At 35.0% G+C, this 21,075-nt stretch carries 15 protein-coding genes and 4 tRNA genes; all 19 read left to right on the top strand.

What is annotated here, in order from left to right:
* Nucleotides 1–10 precede the first annotated feature (10 nt).
* Nucleotides 11–1,351, top strand: coding sequence for a tRNA uridine-5-carboxymethylaminomethyl(34) synthesis GTPase MnmE (gene mnmE / locus CKCE_RS02995; protein ID WP_015238844.1), 1,341 nt, complete (start codon nucleotides 11–13; stop codon nucleotides 1,349–1,351).
* A gap of 279 nt (nucleotides 1,352–1,630) precedes the next feature.
* Nucleotides 1,631–3,535 (top strand): tRNA uridine-5-carboxymethylaminomethyl(34) synthesis enzyme MnmG, encoded by a 1,905-nt coding sequence (gene mnmG, locus CKCE_RS02990; RefSeq protein WP_015238843.1) that lies wholly within the window; start codon nucleotides 1,631–1,633, stop codon nucleotides 3,533–3,535.
* Nucleotides 3,535–4,203, top strand: a complete 669-nt coding sequence (rsmG, locus tag CKCE_RS02985) for a 16S rRNA (guanine(527)-N(7))-methyltransferase RsmG (RefSeq protein WP_015238842.1) — start codon at nucleotides 3,535–3,537, stop codon at nucleotides 4,201–4,203. The genes mnmG and rsmG overlap by 1 nt, the downstream gene beginning before the upstream one ends.
* A gap of 131 nt (nucleotides 4,204–4,334) precedes the next feature.
* Nucleotides 4,335–4,421, top strand: a tRNA-Tyr gene (locus CKCE_RS02980).
* 19 nt (nucleotides 4,422–4,440) lie between these two features.
* Nucleotides 4,441–4,514 (top strand) — tRNA-Gly (locus CKCE_RS02975).
* A 4-nt stretch (nucleotides 4,515–4,518) separates the two neighbouring features.
* Nucleotides 4,519–4,593 (top strand) — tRNA-Thr (locus CKCE_RS02970).
* Between the two features lie 56 nt (nucleotides 4,594–4,649).
* Nucleotides 4,650–5,840 (top strand): elongation factor Tu, encoded by a 1,191-nt coding sequence (tuf, locus tag CKCE_RS02965; protein WP_015238841.1) that lies wholly within the window; start codon nucleotides 4,650–4,652, stop codon nucleotides 5,838–5,840.
* A 59-nt stretch (nucleotides 5,841–5,899) separates the two neighbouring features.
* Nucleotides 5,900–5,975: transfer RNA gene (locus CKCE_RS02960), tRNA-Trp, on the top strand.
* A 266-nt stretch (nucleotides 5,976–6,241) separates the two neighbouring features.
* Complete coding sequence (gene secE / locus CKCE_RS04035; protein WP_263987858.1) at nucleotides 6,242–6,382, top strand: preprotein translocase subunit SecE; 141 nt, start codon at nucleotides 6,242–6,244, stop codon at nucleotides 6,380–6,382.
* 9 nt (nucleotides 6,383–6,391) lie between these two features.
* Nucleotides 6,392–6,925, top strand: a complete 534-nt coding sequence (nusG, locus tag CKCE_RS02950) for a transcription termination/antitermination protein NusG (RefSeq protein ID WP_015389207.1) — start codon at nucleotides 6,392–6,394, stop codon at nucleotides 6,923–6,925.
* A gap of 56 nt (nucleotides 6,926–6,981) precedes the next feature.
* Complete coding sequence (rplK, locus tag CKCE_RS02945) at nucleotides 6,982–7,413, top strand: 50S ribosomal protein L11 (protein ID WP_015238839.1); 432 nt, start codon at nucleotides 6,982–6,984, stop codon at nucleotides 7,411–7,413.
* A 2-nt stretch (nucleotides 7,414–7,415) separates the two neighbouring features.
* The gene (rplA, locus tag CKCE_RS02940) at nucleotides 7,416–8,108 is read left to right on the top strand and encodes a 50S ribosomal protein L1 (RefSeq protein WP_015238838.1); all 693 of its coding nucleotides are present in this window, start codon (nucleotides 7,416–7,418) and stop codon (nucleotides 8,106–8,108) included.
* A 225-nt stretch (nucleotides 8,109–8,333) separates the two neighbouring features.
* Nucleotides 8,334–8,852 carry a 50S ribosomal protein L10 gene (gene rplJ, locus CKCE_RS02935; protein WP_015389206.1) on the top strand — a complete coding sequence of 173 codons (519 nt, stop codon included), beginning with the start codon at nucleotides 8,334–8,336 and terminating at the stop codon, nucleotides 8,850–8,852.
* Between the two features lie 82 nt (nucleotides 8,853–8,934).
* On the top strand, nucleotides 8,935–9,309 hold the full coding sequence (gene rplL, locus CKCE_RS02930; RefSeq protein WP_015389205.1) for a 50S ribosomal protein L7/L12: 375 nt from the start codon (nucleotides 8,935–8,937) through the stop codon (nucleotides 9,307–9,309).
* A gap of 143 nt (nucleotides 9,310–9,452) precedes the next feature.
* Nucleotides 9,453–13,562 carry a DNA-directed RNA polymerase subunit beta gene (rpoB, locus tag CKCE_RS02925; protein ID WP_015238835.1) on the top strand — a complete coding sequence of 1,370 codons (4,110 nt, stop codon included), beginning with the start codon at nucleotides 9,453–9,455 and terminating at the stop codon, nucleotides 13,560–13,562.
* Nucleotides 13,562–17,743, top strand: coding sequence for a DNA-directed RNA polymerase subunit beta' (gene rpoC, locus CKCE_RS02920; protein ID WP_015238834.1), 4,182 nt, complete (start codon nucleotides 13,562–13,564; stop codon nucleotides 17,741–17,743). The genes rpoB and rpoC overlap by 1 nt, the downstream gene beginning before the upstream one ends.
* 205 nt (nucleotides 17,744–17,948) lie before the next feature.
* The gene (gene rpsL, locus CKCE_RS02915; RefSeq protein ID WP_015389204.1) at nucleotides 17,949–18,326 is read left to right on the top strand and encodes a 30S ribosomal protein S12; all 378 of its coding nucleotides are present in this window, start codon (nucleotides 17,949–17,951) and stop codon (nucleotides 18,324–18,326) included.
* 125 nt (nucleotides 18,327–18,451) lie between these two features.
* Nucleotides 18,452–18,922, top strand: coding sequence for a 30S ribosomal protein S7 (gene rpsG, locus CKCE_RS02910; RefSeq protein WP_015238832.1), 471 nt, complete (start codon nucleotides 18,452–18,454; stop codon nucleotides 18,920–18,922).
* A gap of 16 nt (nucleotides 18,923–18,938) precedes the next feature.
* Entirely contained in the window at nucleotides 18,939–21,041 is a 2,103-nt protein-coding gene (fusA, locus tag CKCE_RS02905; RefSeq protein WP_015238831.1) for an elongation factor G, read from the top strand.
* Nucleotides 21,042–21,075: the final 34 nt, after the last annotated feature.

Genomic DNA, 21,075 nt, shown 5'->3' with positions numbered 1-21,075 from the left:
TGGTCTAGATATGTATGATAATTCTCCTATTGTTGCTATATCTACTGCTACTGGAAAAGGAGCTATTGGAATAGTACGTGTTTCAGGAAAAGATCTCTCAACTTTGATGATGAATCTTTTTGGAAAAAAACTAGATAATAGACGAGTATATTATCTACCATTCAAAAACACAGAAAACCTAATTATTGACAAAGGTATTGCCATATTCTTTAAATCACCAAAGTCATTTACTGGAGAAGATATACTGGAACTCCAGTGTCATGGTGGAATAGTAGTAATACATGAAATCTTAAATCTTTGTATTGATCATGGAAGAGATATTGGAGTACGCATATCTGAACCTGGAGAATTTACAAAAAGGGCATTTTTAAACGGCCGAATAGATTTAGCTCAAGCAGAGGCTATTGCAGACATTATAGACGCCGTGTCTATAGAAGCATCTAGAAGTGCATTAATAGCTCTGTCTGGTGAGCCATCCAGAGCTATTAATGCACTATCTGATGACATAATGAAATTAAGAGTTATTGTCGAAGCAAATATAGATTTTTCAGAAGAAGATATTATTCTAATAGAAAAAAATAAGATATTAGCTTCTTTAGAAAAAACAAGTCAAAACTTACTCACTTTTATAAAAAAAACAAAACAAGGCATTACTTTAAAAAATGGTATTAATGTAGTTATAGCAGGAGAACCAAATGTCGGCAAATCTAGTCTACTAAATGCCTTATCTGAAGAGGAAGTAGCAATCGTAACAGACATACCTGGAACTACTAGAGATAAAATAATAAATGAAATAAGCATAAACGGGATCCTTATAAACATAATTGATACCGCCGGAATTAGAGAAAGTAATGATTACATAGAAAATATAGGAATAAAAAAAAGTTTAGAAGAAATAGAAAAAGCAGATCTAATCTTGCTCATACAAGATATAACAAAACCCCAAAAACCAAATATTATTTTCCCCAATGGAATACCAATAATAACAGTACTAAATAAATCTGATATTATAGAAAAAAATTTTTGCATAGCAAAAAATGATGATTTACTGATCTCGGCAACTAAAAAAATTGGTTTAGATCTATTGCGTGAAAAAATACTAGAGACCATAGGATTAAATAAAACAGAGGAATCTAGGTGGATTTCTAGAGAAAGACATCTATTTTGTCTAATAGATTCATTAGAACATATTCAAACAGCAATTACATATACATTAGACAAGAACCCACAAATTGATTTAATAGCAGAAGAACTAAGATTATCTCATAAAAACTTATCTAAAATAACAGGGCAATTTACCACAGAAGATATATTAGATAATATTTTCTCCAAATTCTGCATAGGAAAATAACAATTTATATTCATATATAGTTGTGTATATCAGCTTAATTACTTCTTAATAAACATACTTTTTTTTGTTTTCAAAAAACTTATTCAGTTTTTATTACAAATAAAAACATCGTTTTTACATACGTTTTTTTTAAACTAAATACTTGATTTTTAATAAAAAAATAAGTTATCCACATTTTTAGTGGTTATATATTATTATTATTATTATTTAAATAAAGAGTAATAAAAGAAATATTTAATTTAAAAACATAAAATTCCAATTTAGCAAAAAAGGAAAAAAATGAATTATCATGAAGAATTCGATGTAATAGTTATAGGTGGAGGTCATGCTGGAACAGAGGCTGCTTTAGCATCTGCGAGACAAGGTTCGAAAACATTACTATTAACAAGTAATATTGAAACTTTAGGACAAATGTCTTGTAATCCTTCTATTGGTGGTATAGGCAAAGGACATCTAGTAAAAGAAATAGATGCATTAGGTGGTGCTATGCCAATAGCTGCTGACTATTCTGGGATACATTTTAGAATTTTAAACTCTTCTAAGGGTTATGCCGTAAGATCCACAAGAGCACAAACAGATAGGAATTTATATCGTTTATCAATAAGAAATATTTTAGAAAATCAAAAAAATCTTTTTATATTTCAACAAGTAGTAGATGATATTTTTGTAGAAAACAATACCGTTAACGGGGTACATACTCAATTGGGAATATTTTTTAAGTCCAAATCAGTTGTCCTTACTGCTGGTACTTTTCTTAACGGTTTAATGCATGTTGGTGCAAGTAAAACGCTTGGCGGAAGATCTGGGGACCCATCAGTTCCTTTTTTAACTGATAAATTAAAAGATATGGGTTTTGCTGTAGGTAGATTAAAAACTGGAACTCCACCTAGAATAGATGGGCGTACAATTAATTATGAGGTTTTGCAGGTGCAGCATGGTGATTCCGATCCTATTCCATTTTTTTCTTTTAAAGGAAGGAACCTTATTCGTCCTAAACAAATACCTTGTTGGATTACTAGAACAAACCCACTGTCTCATGAAATAGTGAAGAATTCTATTGACAGGTCACCTCTTTACAATGGAGAAATAAATGGAATAGGACCTAGATATTGTCCTTCTATAGAAGACAAAGTTTTTCGTTTTGCAGATAAAGAATCTCATCAGATTTTTTTAGAGCCAGAAGGTTTAAATACTAATGAAATTTACCCAAATGGCATATCTACAAGTTTGCCGTTTGATGTACAAATTGATTTAATTCATTCAATATTAGGTCTAGAAAAATCACATGTATTGAGACCAGGGTATGCTATAGAATATGATTATTTTGATCCTAGGCATTTAAAATCAACTCTTGAAACAAAGATAATTTCTGGTTTGTTTTTTGCTGGACAGATAAATGGTACTACCGGTTATGAAGAAGCTGCGGCTCAAGGATTAGTCGCTGGTTTAAATGCTGGTAGGTTTTCTAAAGATCTTTCTCCATGGTCTCCACAAAGAAGTGATTCTTATATTGGGGTGATGATAGATGACTTAATAACAAAAGGCATTGATGAGCCTTATAGAATGTTTACATCTCGTGCCGAGTATCGCTTGTTTTTAAGAGAAGATAATGCTGATTCTAGACTGACAGAATTAGGAAGAAAATTTGGTTTAATAAACGACTGCCATTGGGATTATTTTAATAAAAAACGTGATTCAATTGAAAGAGAAGTTACAAGACTAAAAAGTTTATATTTAAATCCTAGTGTTTTATCAAATTATTTTTCTGATTCTTCTATTGGTAAAAAAACTGATCGAGATTATTCTGTTTTTGATATTTTAAAAAGACCAGGGATTGATTATAAATATTTAATGGATGTTAAAGGCAAGGATGGTGATTTTTTAATAGGGCCTGGATTGATGGGTGATGTTTTGATTTCTGATCAAATTAACATACTTATTAAGTATGATGGATATATATCTAGACAACAAGAAGAAGTCAAAAAAACGTTTGAACATGAAAGTTTACCGATACCTTTTGATATTGATTATAATAAAATAGGGAATCTTTCTATAGAAGTTAGACAAAAGCTTAGTGATTATAAACCAGAAACAATAGGTCAGGCATCAAGAATATCTGGAGTAACTCCAGCTGCTATTTCTGTAATTCTTATTTATATGAAAGGTTTAAAACATAAGAAATGATGAACTGTTATGATGATAATGAAAATCTTTTATTAGAATATTGTTCGAAAAACAATATTGATTTATCTTCAACTCAACAATATATGTTAAAAGAATATGTGTTATTTCTTCAGAAATGGAATAAACATTACAATTTAACAGCTATTAGTGATATTAAAGGCATTATTACATATCATCTTATTGATAGTATATCTACTTTGCCTTTTTTAGATGCTTTTTTAAAATTTGAAGATGTAGATATTTGCGATGTTGGTTCTGGAGCTGGTTTACCTGGAGTAATTATATCTATAATGAGACCAAAATGGAATGTGGTTTGTGTTGATTCTATAGGTAAAAAGACTGTTTTTATGAATCAAGTTGGTCATATGTTAGACTTATCAAATTTAAGTGTTATAAAATCTAGAATTGAGCTTTTAAACAATCTCAGTTTTGATCTAATTATTTCAAGAGCTTTTTCTTCTCTTAAAAATTTTACAAAAAACACAAAACATCTTTTAAAAGCTAATGGTATTTTTTGTGCCATGAAAGGGAAAATGCCGAAGGATGAAATTTTTGATTTATTGTCAACAAAAGAATTTTTTATAGATAAAGTCGAAATTTTAAATAATGTTGATTTAGTGACGAATAGGTGTTTAGTTTTTGTGAGAAATGCCAAAATGAATTTATAGTAAATGTTTTTGATTAATAGTTAATGTTGTTTTTTTTGAAAAAAAAATCTTGACTTGTCATCTATTGATATATTAGTAGTTATTTTTTTGCAAAATACATAATAAGTGTGTAGAATATAATAGATTATCGTGGAGGGGTGCCCGAGTGGCTAAAGGGGGCAGACTGTAAATCTGTTGGCCGTGCGCCTACGTTGGTTCGAATCCAACCTCCTCCACCATATGCCGAATGTGTAACTTGCGAGTGTAGCTCAATGGCAGAGCTGAAGCCTTCCAAGCTTATGACGAGGGTTCGATTCCCTTCACTCGCTCCATAATGCCCATGTGGCTCAGTGGTAGAGCACTCCCTTGGTAAGGGAGAGGTCACGCGTTCGATCCGCGTCATGGGCACCATAGATTTTATTTTCCTCGCAATGTTATAGATTTAATCCTCACTTGGAGTTATGTTTATGGCTAAAGGCAAGTTTGAACGTAGTAAACCTCATGTAAATGTAGGTACTATTGGTCACGTTGATCACGGTAAAACAACTTTAACTGCTGCTATTACTACTGTTTTGGCAGCTAAGTTTGGAGGAGAAGCTTGTGGTTATGCACAGATTGATGCTGCTCCAGAGGAAAAAGCTAGAGGTATTACAATAAACACTGCTCATGTAGAGTACGAGACATCTAATCGTCATTATGCGCATGTGGATTGTCCTGGACATGCTGATTATGTAAAAAACATGATAACTGGAGCAGCTCAGATGGATGGAGCTATTCTTGTTGTTTCTGCTGCTGATGGTCCTATGCCTCAGACAAGAGAACATATATTGTTGTCTCGTCAGGTTGGTGTTCCATACATTGTTGTGTTTTTAAACAAATCAGATATGGTTGACGATGAAGAATTGCTCGAGCTTGTAGAAATGGAAGTTCGCGAATTATTGTCCAAATATGATTTTCCAGGAGATGATACTCCAATCATTAAAGGCTCAGCCAAACTAGCCTTAGAAGGTGATAAAGGGGAACTAGGGGAAAAAGCTATTCTAGCTCTAGCTGATGCATTAGATAGTTATATACCAACACCAGAACGTGCTATAGATGGCACATTTTTGATGCCAGTTGAAGACGTTTTCTCAATATCTGGCCGAGGAACTGTTGTTACTGGCCGTATAGAAAGAGGTGTTGTTAAAGTTGGCGAGGAAATTGAGATAGTAGGTATTAAAGATACAATTAAGACAACTTGTACCGGCGTTGAAATGTTCCGCAAATTGTTGGATCAAGGTCAAGCTGGTGATAATGTTGGTATCTTATTGAGAGGAACAAAGAGAGAGGATGTTGAACGTGGTCAAGTTTTAGCAAAGCCAGGTACTATTACTCCTCATACTGAATTTACAGCTGAAGTTTATGTCCTATCTAAGGAAGAGGGTGGCCGTCATACTCCTTTCTTTAATGGCTATCGTCCTCAGTTTTATTTTCGTACCACTGATGTCACAGGTACTATCGATTTGCCTAAAGACAAAGAGATGGTTCTTCCCGGTGATAATGTAAGCATTACTGTGAAACTTTTATCTCCAATCGCGATGGAAGAAGGACTAAGATTTGCGATACGTGAAGGTGGTAGAACAGTTGGTGCCGGTGTGGTATCTAAAATTATTGCTTAGTTTATTTTTTAGTAGTAATATATATCCCTGTTGTTAGAATATTTACCATTCTATGTTATAGGGGTATAGCTCAATTGGCAGAGCGTCGGTCTCCAAAACCGAAGGCTGTAGGTTCGATTCCTACTGCCCCTGCCATCAATAGTGTTTTGGCATAGGTTGAAAATGTCTAATTCTAATTTAGAAAATTCTGTTGGTTTTACTGATAAATTAAAATTTTTTTATCTGTATTGTTGTTTTTGAGCTCTTTTATTAGTTTTAGTTTTCTAAATAATAGAAGCTTTTATGAAAGACTGTTGGTTTTTGTCTTTTTTGTTGTTTTGTCAGTTACATTGTTTGCTTTTAGCAAACAGGGTCGGTCTCTTATTTGTTTTGTAAAAGATTCTTTTTTTGAGGTAAAGTTGATGTCTTGGCCTCAGCGTAAAGAATCTTTAAGAATGACCCTTGTTGTATTTGTTTTCGCTTTTGCTGTTAGTTTGTTTATTTTGATTATCGATAAATGTATAGAATATTTGCTTTATGTTCTTTTTTTGGGATGGAAATAGGTAGCTTAGATGAATAAACGTTGGTACATTATTCATGTTTTTTCAGGCATGGAGAAGAATGTTTTAAAAGTACTAAATGATCGTATTGATGCTGCTGGTTTGCGTTCTTCATTTGGGAGGATACTAATTCCTTCTGAAGAGGTAATAGATGTCAAAAATGGTCATAAATCTATTACTGAGAGATCTATATTCCCTGGATATATGTTGCTTGAAATGGATTTAACAGATGAAACATGGCATTTAGTTAGAAATACAAATCGCATTACAGGTTTTTTAGGTGGTCATGGTAATAAACCTACGCCTATTGCAAGTTCTGAAATTGAAAAAATTCTTTCTAAGATGGAAGAAGGTTTTGAGAAACCTAGGCCGAAAGTCCTATTTGAAATAGGTGAAATAATAAGAGTGAAGGATGGTCCTTTTGCTGACTTTAATGGTAACGTTGAAGAAGTAAACTATGAGAAAAATAAGATCAGAGTTTCTGTAACAATTTTTGGTAGATCTACTCCTGTAGAACTTGATTTTAGTCAAGTAGAGAAGACTTGATTGTTTTGTGGTATGGGGAGCTTTTATAGCGATATTACCCATTAGGAGATAAGTTAATGGCAAAAAAAATAGTAGGTTTTATTAAGTTGCAAGTGCCTGCTGGTAAGGCAACCCCGTCTCCTCCTATTGGCCCAGCTTTGGGTCAAAGAGGTCTGAATATTATGGAGTTTTGTAAGGCTTTTAATGCTAAAACACAAGGTATGGAAGTTGGCCTTCCAATTCCTGTTGTTATTACAGCATTTGCTGATAAGAGTTTTACTTTTATATTAAAAACTCCTCCGGCAACTGTGCTGATAAAAAAAGCAATTTCTTTGCAAAAGGGTTCTGCTAAGCCTCATGTTGATAAGGTTGGGGTTTTAACTAGAGAACAGGCTGAAGACATAGCCAAAGCTAAGGCTGTTGATTTAACGGCTTCTGACTTAGATGCTGCTGTTCGCACTATAGCTGGCAGTGCCCGTAGTATGGGCGTCAAAGTGGAGGGTGTTTAATCGTGAAGAAATTAAGTAAAAGAATTATTAATATTTCAAGTAAAGTAAATTCTTCTAAGAACTATACTATCTCTGACGCTTTGCAATTATTAAAAGATACTGCTAATGCTAAATTTGATGAGTCTATAGATATAGCTGTGCAACTTGGTATCGATGCAAAAAAATCTGATCAATTGGTTCGTGGTTCTGTTATTTTACCATCTGGAACTGGAAAACAGGTGAGAGTAGCTGTTTTTGCTCAAGGAGACAAAGCTGAAGCAGCTAAGTTAGCAGGTGCTGATATAGTTGGTTTTGAAGATTTAGCTAATTCTATAAAATCAGGTCAAATTAATTTTGATGTGGTCATTGCATCTCCTGACGCAATGAAGATTGTTGGCTCTTTGGGTCAAATTTTGGGTCCTCGTGGTTTGATGCCTAATCCTAAAGTTGGTACTGTTACCATGGATGTAGCCGAAGCTGTTAAAAATGTTAAATTAGGTCAAATTCAATATAGAACAGATAAAAATGGTATAATACATTCTACTATAGGTAGGGCTTCATTTGGAATAGATAGTTTAGTTTCTAATGCGGTAGCTTTAGTTGATGCTTTAAAGAAAAATAAGCCAGCATCTTCTAAAGGTGTTTATTTGAGAAAAATCTCTTTGTCTTCGACAATGGGAATAGGTGTAAAGGTTGACCTATCTTCTATAGGTTAATAGTTGTTTTGTTTTTGTGCTTTGAACGCTATGTTTAGTTGTATAGACATTTCAGTCAAAGATCGTTGGAGCTTTATGTAGTTTTGCTTAATATTGTGTTTTGTATCAATTCCAACGTAGACGGCGTATTTGTGAAGTGATTTCTTTTATGTAAGAACTCAGCTAGACGCCGATTCCGGGTAACGTTGATTGTTTTTAACGTTTTTTTAGTGGAGTATTTCGCCTGTGAGTCTTAATCGTCAAGAGAAAGCGACAGTTATTCAAGAGATGCAGTTAAAAATATCAGATGCTCAGTCTGTTGTTATTGCTGAATATCGAGGTCTTGATGTCGCTTCTATTTCTTCATTGCGTAAAATTGCGCGTGATTCTGGTGTGTATATAAGAGTTTTAAAAAACTCGTTAGCACGCCGTGTTATTGCAGATACAGATTTTGCATTGTTGGTTGATAAATTGAATGGGCCATTGATTTATGGTGTTAGTTCAGATCCTGTATCGGCAGCTAAGGTTTTAGCTGATTTTGCTAAAAATAATGACAGGTTAATAATTAAGGCAGGTGCTTTGCCTAATTACTTGTTAGATTATACTGCTGTTGTTGCTTTAGCTAATATGCCTTCAAGGGAAGAATTGTTGGCTAAATTGGTTGCAACATTACAGGCTCCTATTGCACAATTTGTTCGTACTCTTAATGAGATTCCTACAAAATTTGTAAGAGGTCTTTCAGCCGTATGTGATTTAAAAAAGTAATTCTTTTTTGAAGATTTTTATTAGTTTGTTAAATATTTAGGCAATTTTTGTCTGGCATAATGTAATTTTGGAGTTCTTTAAAATGTCGTTAAGTAAAAGTGAAATTCTTGAAGCAGTATCTAATATGACAGTTCTCGAATTATCGGAGCTGATTAAAGATATGGAAGAAAAATTTGGTGTTTCAGCAGCAGCAGCTGTCGCTGTGGCTGCCCCTACAGCAGCAGCATCTGCTGCCGTAGAAGAACAGACCGAATTTAATGTAATGTTGTTAGAGGTTGGTGCTAATAAAGTAAGTGTTATCAAGGCTGTTCGTGAAATTACTAGCTTAGGATTGAAAGAAGCAAAAGATCTAGTTGACAGTGCCCCTAAAGCAGTTAAAGAGGGAGTAGCTAAAGCTGAAGCTGATACAATCAAGAAGAAATTAGAAGAAGCTGGAGCAAAAGCAGAAATTAAATAATGTTTTTAATTTCGCCCGGAATAACTGTTTTGTTGTTTCCGGGCTTTTGCGTTTCCAGGAAGCTTTTAGAAACAAGAGTTTCCTGGAAACGTATCAACCTGGAGCCGTAGTGACGGCTTTTGTAATCTCGAGTCGGAGTGTCCATGCCTTATTCGTATACCGAAAAAAAGCGCATTCGTAAAAGCTTTGCTAAGCGTGCAGATGTACAGAAAATTCCATGTTTATTGGAAACTCAACTGCAATCTTATCAAACTTTTTTACAGTTTGAGGTTGACTCTTTAAAGCGTTCAGTTCATGGTTTGCAGGCCGCTTTTTTGTCGATCTTTCCAATAGTTAGTCATAATGAACTTGCTAGATTGGAGTTTGTTAGTTATGAGCTTGGTAAGCCTGTTTTTGATGTAAGAGAATGTCAACAGCGCGGTTTATCATTTGCTTCTCCTTTGCGTGCTAAATTACGTTTAGTGCTAATGGATAGGGAATCTAGTAAACATGTTATGAAAGAAGTTAAAGAGCAGGAGGTCTATATGGGAGAAATTCCGTTAATGACTTCTTCTGGCTCTTTCATCATCAATGGTACGGAGCGTGTTGTTGTTTCGCAATTACATCGCTCTCCAGGTGTCTTTTTCGAGCATGATAAGGGGAAAACCCATAGTTCTGGTAAATTGCTTTTTTCAGCAAGAATTATTCCTTATAGAGGATCTTGGCTTGATTTTGAGTTTGATCCTAAAGATATTTTATTTTTCCGTATAGACCGTCGTCGTAAGATGCCTGTGACTATTTTGCTTAAGGCAATTGGTTTTTCGCCTGAGTTTATACTATCTTATTTCTTTGATTCAGATGTATTTGCTTTAAACGAAACAGGTGCTATTTTAGAATTTATTCCTGATAGGTGGAAAGGTGAGGTTGTTAGTTTTGATATATCTGACAAACATGGCGTCATCATAGTAGAGAAAGATAAGCGTATTAATTCAAAGCACCTCAGAGAAATATCAAAACAAGGAATAAAACAGATTCTAGTTAAGGATGATTTCTTAGTTGGTAGGGTTTTATCTGCTAATGTTATTGATCCAGAAACAGGAGAATTAGTTGCTAATGTAAATGATGAAATTACTGAAACTGTATTAGAGTCATTAAGAAAACATGGTATTAAATCAATTAAAACTTTATATATAAATGATTTAAATAGAGGTTCTTATATTTCTCAAACATTACGTATCGACGAGACTGTGGATCAACTTTCTGCAAGAATTGCTATTTATCGTATGATGCGTCCTGGGGAACCACCAACTGAAGAGGCTGTAAATGCTCTTCTTGAACGTCTGTTTTTTAACGATATAACCTATGATTTATCTAGAGTTGGTCGTATGAAACTAAATAGTCGTCTTAATAGAGATAAAGATTCTTGCGGTTCTTCCACAACACTTACTAATGATGATATTTTAGAATCTATAAAGGTTTTAGTTGATTTGCGTAATGGTTATGGCCAAGTCGATGATATTGATCATCTCGGAAATAGAAGGGTGAGATGTGTTGGCGAGTTAACTGAAAATCAATTTAGATCTGGTCTTGTTAGAGTTGAAAGAGCTGTTAGAGAGAGATTAGGACAGGCTGAGATAGATAGTTTAATGCCGCATGATTTAATAAATTCAAAACCAATTTCTGCTGCTATAAAGGAGTTTTTTGGATCTAGTCAATTATCTCAATTTATGGATCAAACTAATCCTTTATCTGAGGTTACACACAAGCGAAGAGTATCTGCTTTGGGACCTGGTGGTTTAACTAGGGAACGTGCTGGCTTTGAGGTTAGAGATGTACATCCTACTCATTATGGTCGAGTCTGTCCTATAGAAACTCCAGAGGGTCCTAATATAGGGCTTATAAACTCTATGTCTTTATATGCTCGTTTAAATGATTATGGATTTTTAGAAACACCTTATCGCAAAGTTATAGATGGTCAAGTTACAGATCAAATAGATTATTTATCAGCTATTGAAGAAAGTAAGTATGTTATTGCTCAGGCCAATGCAGAATTAGATAGTAATAATTATTTTATTGATGATCTAATAGCATGCAGAGAGTCAGGAGAAACACTTCTTACTTCTTCCAAAAGCATTCATTATATGGATGTGGCTCCTTCCCAAATAGTTTCAGTTGCTGCGTCATTGATTCCATTTTTAGAGCATGATGATGCTAATAGAGCGTTAATGGGAGCTAATATGCAGAGGCAGGCTGTTCCTTGTTTGATGCCAGAAAAACCAATTGTTGGTACTGGTATTGAGAGGATAGTTGCCGTTGATTCTGGAACTACAGTTCAGGCATTGCGTGGAGGTTTTGTTGATTATGTTGATGCTGATCGTATTGTAATTAAGGTCCATGATTCTGAAAATAATGATGGTGAAGTTGGAGTGGACATATATAATTTGAATAAGTATTCAAGGTCCAATCAAAATACAAATGTCAACCAAAGACCAATAGTTAAGTTTGGTGATAATGTTTCGAAAGGAGATGTACTAGCAGATGGTGCTTCTACAGATCTTGGTGAGCTTGCATTAGGTCAGAATATGTTGGTGGCTTTTATGCCTTGGAATGGTTATAACTTTGAAGATTCTATATTAATTTCTGAAAAGGTTGTTTCTGATGATAGATACACCTCAATTCATATTGAGGAACTAACTGTTGTTGCGAGAGATACTAAGCTTGGGCCAGAAGAAATTACAAGGGATATTAGTAATTTATCTGAAGTTCAATTAAATCGGTTGGATGATTCTGGTATTACTTATATTGGGGCAGAGGTTGCAGCTGGCGATGTCTTAGTTGGCAAGATAACTCCTAAGGGAGAAACACAATTAACCCCAGAAGAGAAATTATTAAGAGCTATTTTTGGAGAAAAAGCTTCTGATGTGAAGGATACTTCTTTGCGTGTTCCATCAGGAATGAGCGGAACAGTAATTGATGTGCAGTTATTTACTAGGGAAGGAGTGATTCGTGATAATAGAGCTCAATCTATTATTGATTACGATTTACATAAATATCGACAAGATTTGAATGATCAGCTACGTATTGTTGAGAAAGATCAGTTTTCTAGATTAGAGAAGGTATTGATTGGTAAAAAAGTAAATGGAGGTCCTTATGGTTTAGTGAAGGATTCTATTATTACTAAAGAATATTTAGACTCTTTAGATAAGTGGTTTTGGTTTGATATTCGTCTTACAGAAGATAAGTATGCTTCGTTATTAGAACAAGTAAAATTATCTCTTGAAGATAAAAGAAAGCAATTTGATATTTACTTTGAAGAAAAACGTAAAAAATTAACCCAGGGAGATGAATTGCCACCTGGTGTTATGAAAATGGTAAAGGTTTATCTTGCTGTTAAGAGGAGATTACAGCCTGGTGATAAAATGGCTGGCAGGCATGGTAATAAGGGTGTTGTTTCTAGAATTGTTCCTGTTGAGGATATGCCTCATATGGCTGATGGAACGCCTGTTGATATTGTGCTTAATCCTCTAGGTGTTCCATCTAGAATGAATGTTGGTCAAGTTTTAGAAGTTCATCTTGGTTGGGCTGCTAAAGGCATTGGTCAAAGAATCAATGATCTTTTGTCATATGAGAAGAAAACAGAAGAAATTCGTTCTTATATGAATAAGATTTATAATTGTGGAGGGGCAAATGTGGATCTTAATCAGTTGAATAATAAAGAAATTCTAGAGCTTGCTCATAATTTAAAAAATGGTTTGACTGTTGCTACCCCTGTTTTTGATGGTGTAAATGAGGATGAAATATCTCAATTATTGTCTTTAGCTTATCCAGATGATGTTGCTGAAAAAATTCAGTTAACGAATTCTAGAACTCAAGCATGGTTATTTGACGGCCGCACTGGTGACAAATTTGAGAGACCAGTTACAATTGGTTATATGCATTATTTAAAATTACACCATTTAGTTGATGATAAGATGCATGCTAGATCTACTGGGCCTTATTCTTTAGTTACTCAACAGCCTCTTGGTGGTAAAGCGCAGTGTGGTGGTCAACGCTTTGGTGAGATGGAAGTATGGGCTTTAGAGGCATATGGTGCTGCTTATACTCTTCAGGAAATGTTGACTGTTAAATCAGATGATATAACTGGAAGAACTAAAGTTTATGAAAGCATTGTTAAAGGCGATCATTTAATAAATGCAGGTATGCCAGAGTCTTTTAATGTATTAGTAAAAGAAATTCGTTCTTTGGGTTTGGATATAGATTTGGAGCGTAACTAATGAAGGCGCTACTTGACCTTTTTAAACAGGTTTCACAAGATGAGCAGTTTGATGCTATTAAAGTTAGTGTCGCTTCTCCAGAGAAAATTCGTTCGTGGTCTTATGGTGAAGTACGTAAACCAGAAACTATTAACTATAGAACTTTTAAGCCTGAAAGAGATGGCTTGTTTTGTTCTAGAATATTTGGTCCAATTAAGGATTATGAGTGTTTATGTGGTAAATATAAACGTCTTAAACATCGTGGCGTTATTTGTGAAAAATGTGGTGTTGAGGTAACTTCTGCAAAAGTCAGAAGAGAAAGGATGGGGCATGTTGAACTTGCTAGTCCTGTTGCTCATATATGGTTCTTAAAAAGTTTGCCTTCTAGGTTAGGGATGGTTTTAGATATGACCTTGAGAGATATAGAAAGAGTTCTATATTTCGAAGCTTGGTGTGTCATAGATCCTGGAATGACACCTTTGAAACGTGGTCAGATTATGTCTGACGATGATTTTTATGCAAAGAATGAAGAGTATGGAGATGAGTTTAAGGCTCTTATGGGTGCTGAAGCTATAAGAGAGTTATTGCATAATATAGACCTTGAACAAGAAATTCATGTTTTGAGAGATGAGTTAAAAGTTTCTTCTTCAGAGTCAAAAATCAAAAAAATCTCAAAACGTTTAAAAGTTCTTGAAGGCTTTCAAAGGTCTAACTTGAAGCCTGAATGGATGATTTTAGAAGTTCTTCCGGTATTGCCTCCTGATTTAAGGCCTCTTGTTCCATTGGATGGTGGCAGGTTTGCAACTTCTGATCTAAATGACTTATATCGTAGAGTTATCAATCGTAACAATAGGTTGAAAAGACTCATAGAATTAAAAGCTCCTGAGATTATTCTAAGAAATGAAAAAAGGATGCTTCAAGAGTCTGTGGATTCCTTGTTGGATAATGGTCGAAGAGGTAAGGCTATGACTGGTGCTAATAAGCGTCAGTTAAAATCTTTAGCTGATATGATTAAAGGCAAGGGTGGTAGATTCCGTCAAAATCTTTTGGGTAAACGTGTAGATTATTCTGGTAGATCGGTAATTGTTGTAGGACCTCAATTAAAATTACATCAGTGTGGTATACCAAAGCTAATGGCATTAGAATTATTTAAGCCATTTGTTTTTAATAAGTTAGAATCCATGGGTTTTGCTAGCACTATTAAGGCAGCAAAAAAGATGGTTGAGAGTCAAGATCCAGTTGTATGGGATTTATTGGAAGAGGTGATAAGAGAGCATCCAGTTATGCTGAATAGAGCTCCTACTTTGCATCGTTTGGGTATTCAAGCTTTTGAGCCAGTATTAATTGGTGGTAAGGCCATACAGTTACATCCTCTTGTTTGTGCTGCTTTTAATGCTGACTTTGATGGAGATCAAATGGCTGTCCATGTACCTCTATCATTGGAGGCTCAGTTAGAAGCAAGAACATTGATGTTGTCTTCGAATAATATTTTATTCCCTGCAAATGGTGAGCCATCAATAGTCCCATCGCAAGATATAGTGTTAGGATTATATTACGCTACTAGAGAACGTATTAATGGTAAGGGAGAAGGCATGTTTTTCTCTTCTGTTTCTGAAGTTCAAAGGGCTTATGATATAGGAGAAGTAGAATTACAAAGTCGTGTGACTGTTCGTATTACTGAGTATGAACGCGATAATGATAATACATGGATGCCAGTTTATAAACGTTATGAAACTACAGTTGGTAGGTCTATATTGTCTGAAATCTTGCCTAAAGGTCTATCTTTCTCTGTTTTGAATAAAACTTTAAAGAAAAAAGAAATCTCTAGACTAATTAATAATTCTTTTAGACGTTGTGGTTTGCATGATACTGTTATCTTTGTTGATAATTTGATGCAATCAGGTTTTCTTCTTGCTACTAAAGCCGGTATTTCTATTGCTATGGAAGATATGTTGATTCCTGCAGCAAAGTCAAATATTTTGTCAGATGCTAATAAGGAAGTTAAAGAAATAGATAAACAATACTCTTCTGGATTGGTGACTTCTCAAGAAAGATACAATAATGTTGTAGATATTTGGGGTAAAGCAAGTGATAGAGTTGGCAAAGCAATGATGGAATTTTTAGCTACTGAGCCTGTTTCAAACAGGCATGGTGAGGAAGTTCGTCAGGAATCTTTTAATTCTATTTATATGATGGCAGATTCGGGTGCTCGTGGTTCTGTAGCCCAAATTAGACAGTTGGCCGGTATGCGTGGCTTAATGGCAAAACCTGATGGTTCTATTATTGAAACTCCAATTAGTGCAAATTTTAGAGAAGGTTTGAACGTTCTGCAATATTTTATTTCTACTCATGGTGCTCGTAAGGGTCTAGCTGATACTGCCCTTAAAACAGCAAATTCTGGATATTTAACCAGAAGATTAGTAGATGTAACACAAGATCTAGTTATTACAGAATATGATTGCGGCACATCTCATGGTTACAACATGAAGGCTATCATGGAAGGAGGGGAAGTTATAGAACCTCTAAGAGATAGAGTGCTGGGTCGTGTAATTATTAATGATATAGTAGATCCTGATACTAGAGAAACAGTTATACATTCTGGTTCTTTATTAGATGAGGATCTAGTAGAAAAAATAGATTTAATAGGTGTTGATGAAGTAAAAGTTCGTACCCCTCTTACATGTGAAAGTAGAAGAGGTTTATGTGTTTGTTGTTATGGTAGGGATTTAGGTAGAGGAGAGGCTGTTAATATAGGTGAAGCTGTTGGTGTTGTTGCAGCGCAGTCTATAGGTGAACCTGGTACTCAGCTTACTATGAGAACTTTCCATATAGGAGGTGCGGCATCACGTTCTGTTATGGCCAGTGTAGTTGAAACAAAATCTAAAGGTACTGTTGGTTTCATGAGTACTATGAGATATGTTACGAATCCCAAGGGAGAGAGAGTAGTTATTTCAAGGTCGGGAGAGCTAGCTGTTTTCGATGATAATTCGAGAGAGCGTGAAAGACATAAGATACCTTATGGTGCTATTTTGTTGGTTGGTGATGGAGATGCTGTAAATGCTGGTGTTCTTCTTGCTTCTTGGGATCCATTGACTAGACCTATTGTATCTGAGTATGCAGGTAGAGTAAGTTTTGAAAATATTGAGGAAGGGGTTACTGTTGCCAAACAGGTTGATGATGTTACTGGATTGTCCACATTGGTCGTTATTACACCTAAAATAAGGGGTAATAAAATAGCTATGAGGCCACAAATTAGATTAGTTAATGAATCTGGTGAAGGTGTTAAGATAGCAGGTACTGATGTTGTTAGCAGTATTACTTTTCCAGTAGGGGCTTTGATTACAGTTCGTGATGGTCAACAAGTTTTGGTTGGTGAGGTTTTAGCAAGAATTCCTCAGGAATCTCAAAAAACTCGTGATATTACAGGTGGTCTTCCTAGGGTTGCTGAATTATTTGAAGCTCGTTCTCCAAGGGGTGCTGGCATGTTGGCTGAATTGACAGGTACTGTTTCTTTTGGAAAGGATACTAAGGGTAAACAAAGATTAGTTATTACTGATCTAGATGGAGTTAGCAACGAATTCCTTGTTGCAAAAGAGAAACAAATTTTAGTACATGATGGCCAGGTTGTTAATAAAGGAGAAACTATAGTAGATGGGCCAGCGGATCCTCATGATATATTGCGTTTGCAAGGAATCGAAAGTTTAGCTGCTTATATAATTAATGAAGTTCAGGATGTTTATCGTTTGCAAGGGGTTAAAATCAATGATAAGCATATTGAAGTTATAGTTCGTCAGATGTTGCGTAGAGTTAATGTTATTAACCCTGGTGATACAAGTTTTGTGCCTGGTGAGCAAGTAGAAAGAGCAGACTTATTAAATGACAATGATCGTGTAACATCACAGAATGGAATACCAGCAACTTATGAAAATGTCTTGCTTGGTATTACTAAAGCTTCGCTTTCGACAGATTCTTTTATATCTGCAGCTTCTTTCCAAGAAACAACTCGTGTTTTAACTGAGGCAGCTATAATGGGTAAAAAAGATGATCTGCGTGGTTTGAAGGAAAATGTGATAGTTGGTCGTTTAATTCCAGCTGGTACTGGTTTGTCATATCATAAAGCTCGTAAAGCTAAAATTGCTGCTATGGAAGCTGAGAAGTTAAATATATCAGAAAGTAGACCTAGTATTTTTGAAAACTCATAAGAAGAGTTTTCTTTGTTATGTTGTAAGTTGTTTTTGACAATTATTGAAAACAGAGTTATATTGGCCAGCTAACTTTAATGTGGAATTTTACCATGATGCGTGATATATGGTGAGCTACAGTAAAGTTAGTTTTTTTAGAGAATTGATATTTTTGAAATAGAAAATTTAATTATTATTATAAGTATATAAAGGGATTTCGAAGCATATGCCTACTATTAGTCAGCTTATAAGGAAGCCACGAGAAGTCGGTGTTCTTAAGAGCAAAAGTCCGGCTTTAGAAAACTGTCCACAACGTCGTGGTGTTTGTACTCGTGTTTATACTACAACACCTAAAAAACCTAATTCTGCTATGCGAAAGGTAGCTAAGGTTAGATTAACTAATGGATATGAAGTAATTTCGTATATTGGTGGAGAGGGTCATAATTTACAGGAGCACTCTGTTGTTTTAGTAAGAGGTGGTCGTGTTAAAGACTTGCCTGGTGTGCGTTATCATATAGTCAGGGGTTCTCTTGATTTGCAAGGTGTTAAAAATCGCAAACAAGCCCGTTCAAAATATGGTTCGAAACGCGCTAAGAAAGCATAGTTTTTTTGGCTATCTTTTTCAATAAAAAGTGTGGCCATAATTATATGGCATGTAAGGGGCTATTCTTATTAGATAGCTATGCCCAAATGAGATTTTGGGTCAACTGAAATACACAAGGAAATATAATGTCACGTCGTCGTGAAATACCTAAGCGTGAGATACTACCAGATCCTAAGTTTGGTAGTGTTGAATTAGCAAAATTTATGAATGTTGTAATGCTAGATGGGAAAAAAGCTGTTGCAGAAAGAATTGTATATGGAGCTCTTTCTCATGTTGGTCATAAAACAAAAAAAGATCCTTTAGAGATATTTAATCTAGCTATAAATAATATAAAACCTATCGTTGAAGTGAAAAGTCGACGTGTAGGTGGAGCCAATTATCAAGTTCCTGTTGAAGTCAGACCTGTCAGACGTTTGGCTTTGTCAATGAGATGGCTCAGAGAAGCTGCTAAGAAACGTAGTGAGAAATCTATGGATTTGCGCTTAGCTGGAGAATTAATTGATGCTTCAGAAAATCGTGGCGCAGCCATGAAGAAAAGGGAAGATACTCATAAAATGGCTGAAGCTAATAAAGCTTTTAGTCATTTTCGTTGGTAAGTTATGAGGATCAATAATGGCTCGTAAGACAATTATAGAATGTTATAGGAATATAGGCATATCTGCCCATATAGATGCAGGTAAAACTACGACTACAGAACGTATTTTATTTTATACAGGTGTTAATCATAAAATAGGTGAGGTCCATGATGGAGCTGCCACTATGGACTGGATGGAGCAAGAGCAAGAAAGAGGTATTACTATTACTTCAGCTGCTACAACCGCTTTTTGGAAAGGTATGGCTAACAATTATCCTGAGCATAGGATAAATATTATTGATACTCCTGGTCACGTTGATTTTACTATAGAAGTTGAGAGGTCAATGAGGGTTTTGGATGGTGCCTGCATGGTTTATTGTGCTGTTGGAGGTGTTCAGCCACAATCTGAAACAGTATGGAGGCAAGCTAATAAATACAAAGTGCCTAGACTAGCTTTTGTAAATAAGATGGATCGTACTGGAGCAAATTTTTTTAAAGTTTATGATCAATTAAAAACTAGATTAAAAGCAAATCCTGTGCCTATAGTGATACCAATAGGGGCTGAAGATCAGTTTTTAGGTGTTATTGATTTAGTAAAAATGGAATCAATTATTTGGGATGAGAAAAGTCAAGGCATAAAGTTCGATTATGTTCCTATTCCAGATAATTTAAAAGAACAGGCAAATAAATGGCGAGAAAATTTGCTTGAAGTTGCGGCTGAATCATCAGAAGAATTAATGGACAAGTATCTTGAGACTGGAACATTAAGTGAGTCTGAAATAAATATGGCTATTCGTAAAAGAACTATTGCATGTGAAATACAACCTATGCTTTGTGGTAGTGCTTTTAAAAATAAAGGTGTTCAACGGATGCTGGATTCTGTAATAGATTATTTGCCTTCACCTGTAGATATTCCTCCTGTAGCTGGTCTTGATGATAACGGTAATGAAATTTATCGTAAGTCTAATGATCAAGAAAAAATGTCTGCTTTAGCTTTTAAATTGATGAGTGATCCTTTTGTTGGACAGTTAACCTTTATTAGAGTTTATTCAGGAGTTTTAAAATCTGGTGATACAGTTTTTAATCCTATTAAAGGTAGGAAAGAGCGTATAGGTCGATTATTACAAATGCATGCTAATAATCGGGAAGAAATAAAAGAAGTTTTATCAGGTGATATTGCTGCAGTGGTTGGGCTTAAGGATGTTACTACTGGTGAAACTTTATGTGATACAGATAGTCATATTAGTTTAGAAAGAATGATTTTTCCAGAGCCTGTTATATCTCAAGCTGTAGAACCTAAGTCTAAAGCAGATCAAGAGAAAATGGGTCTTGCTTTATCTCGTTTGGCTCAAGAGGATCCTTCTTTCAGAGTTCGTAGTGATGAGGAATCAGGTCAAACTATTATTTCTGGTATGGGGGAATTACATCTAGAAATATTAGTAGATAGGATGAAGAGAGAGTTTGGGGTTGAAGCTAATGTTGGTAAGCCTCAAGTCGCTTATAGAGAGACAATCAGAAAAGTTTGCGATCAAGCTGAAGGTAAATTTATTAAACAGTCTGGTGGTCGTGGGCAATATGGTCACGTAGTTCTTAAGGTAGAGCCTTTGCCTCCAGGTAGTGGTTATAAGTTTATAGATGCTATTAAGGGAGGGGTAGTACCAAGAGAGTATATTCCAGCAGTTGATAAAGGTATTCAAGAAACAATTCCATCAGGAGTGCTTGCTGGATATCCTGTAGTTGATGTTCAGGTTACATTGTTTTTTGGGTCATATCATGATGTTGACTCTAATGAAAATGCTTTTAAAATGGCTGGTTCAATAGCTTTTAAAGAAGGTTTAAGAAAAGCAAGTCCTGTAATTTTAGAGCCTATGATGTCTGTCGAAGTAGAGACTCCAGAAGAGTATGCTGGTACTGTAATGGGTGATTTGTCATCACGTAGAGGTATGGTACAAGGCATGGATGATATTATTGGTGGTGGTAAAATAATAAAGTCAGAGGTTCCTTTGGCTGAAATGTTTGGTTATGCTACTAATCTTCGTTCTTTGACACAAGGGCGAGCTACATATACTATGGAGTTTAAGCATTATTCTGAAGCTCCAAAGAATGTTGTAGATGAAGTAATAGCAGCTCGGACTAAATAATGAATATTGACAAAAATAGCTTACTCAATTATTT

It is taken from the genome of Candidatus Kinetoplastibacterium crithidii (ex Angomonas deanei ATCC 30255) (assembly GCF_000319225.1).
GTDB lineage: Bacteria > Pseudomonadota > Gammaproteobacteria > Burkholderiales > Burkholderiaceae_B > Kinetoplastidibacterium > Kinetoplastidibacterium crithidii_B.
The sequence above is the reverse complement of the archived record's forward strand: the minus strand, read 5'-3'. Positions and strand labels throughout refer to the sequence as shown.

Coding starts and splice junctions, on each gene's coding strand:
- mnmE (WP_015238844.1), top strand. CDS start 11: ATGTATGATAATTCTCCTATTGTTGCTATATCTACTGCTACTGGAAAA.
- mnmG (WP_015238843.1), top strand. CDS start 1,631: ATGAATTATCATGAAGAATTCGATGTAATAGTTATAGGTGGAGGTCAT.
- rsmG (WP_015238842.1), top strand. CDS start 3,535: ATGAACTGTTATGATGATAATGAAAATCTTTTATTAGAATATTGTTCG.
- tuf (WP_015238841.1), top strand. CDS start 4,650: ATGGCTAAAGGCAAGTTTGAACGTAGTAAACCTCATGTAAATGTAGGT.
- secE (WP_263987858.1), top strand. CDS start 6,242: ATGTCTTGGCCTCAGCGTAAAGAATCTTTAAGAATGACCCTTGTTGTA.
- nusG (WP_015389207.1), top strand. CDS start 6,392: ATGAATAAACGTTGGTACATTATTCATGTTTTTTCAGGCATGGAGAAG.
- rplK (WP_015238839.1), top strand. CDS start 6,982: ATGGCAAAAAAAATAGTAGGTTTTATTAAGTTGCAAGTGCCTGCTGGT.
- rplL (WP_015389205.1), top strand. CDS start 8,935: ATGTCGTTAAGTAAAAGTGAAATTCTTGAAGCAGTATCTAATATGACA.
- rpoB (WP_015238835.1), top strand. CDS start 9,453: ATGCCTTATTCGTATACCGAAAAAAAGCGCATTCGTAAAAGCTTTGCT.
- rpoC (WP_015238834.1), top strand. CDS start 13,562: ATGAAGGCGCTACTTGACCTTTTTAAACAGGTTTCACAAGATGAGCAG.
- rpsL (WP_015389204.1), top strand. CDS start 17,949: ATGCCTACTATTAGTCAGCTTATAAGGAAGCCACGAGAAGTCGGTGTT.
- rpsG (WP_015238832.1), top strand. CDS start 18,452: ATGTCACGTCGTCGTGAAATACCTAAGCGTGAGATACTACCAGATCCT.
- fusA (WP_015238831.1), top strand. CDS start 18,939: ATGGCTCGTAAGACAATTATAGAATGTTATAGGAATATAGGCATATCT.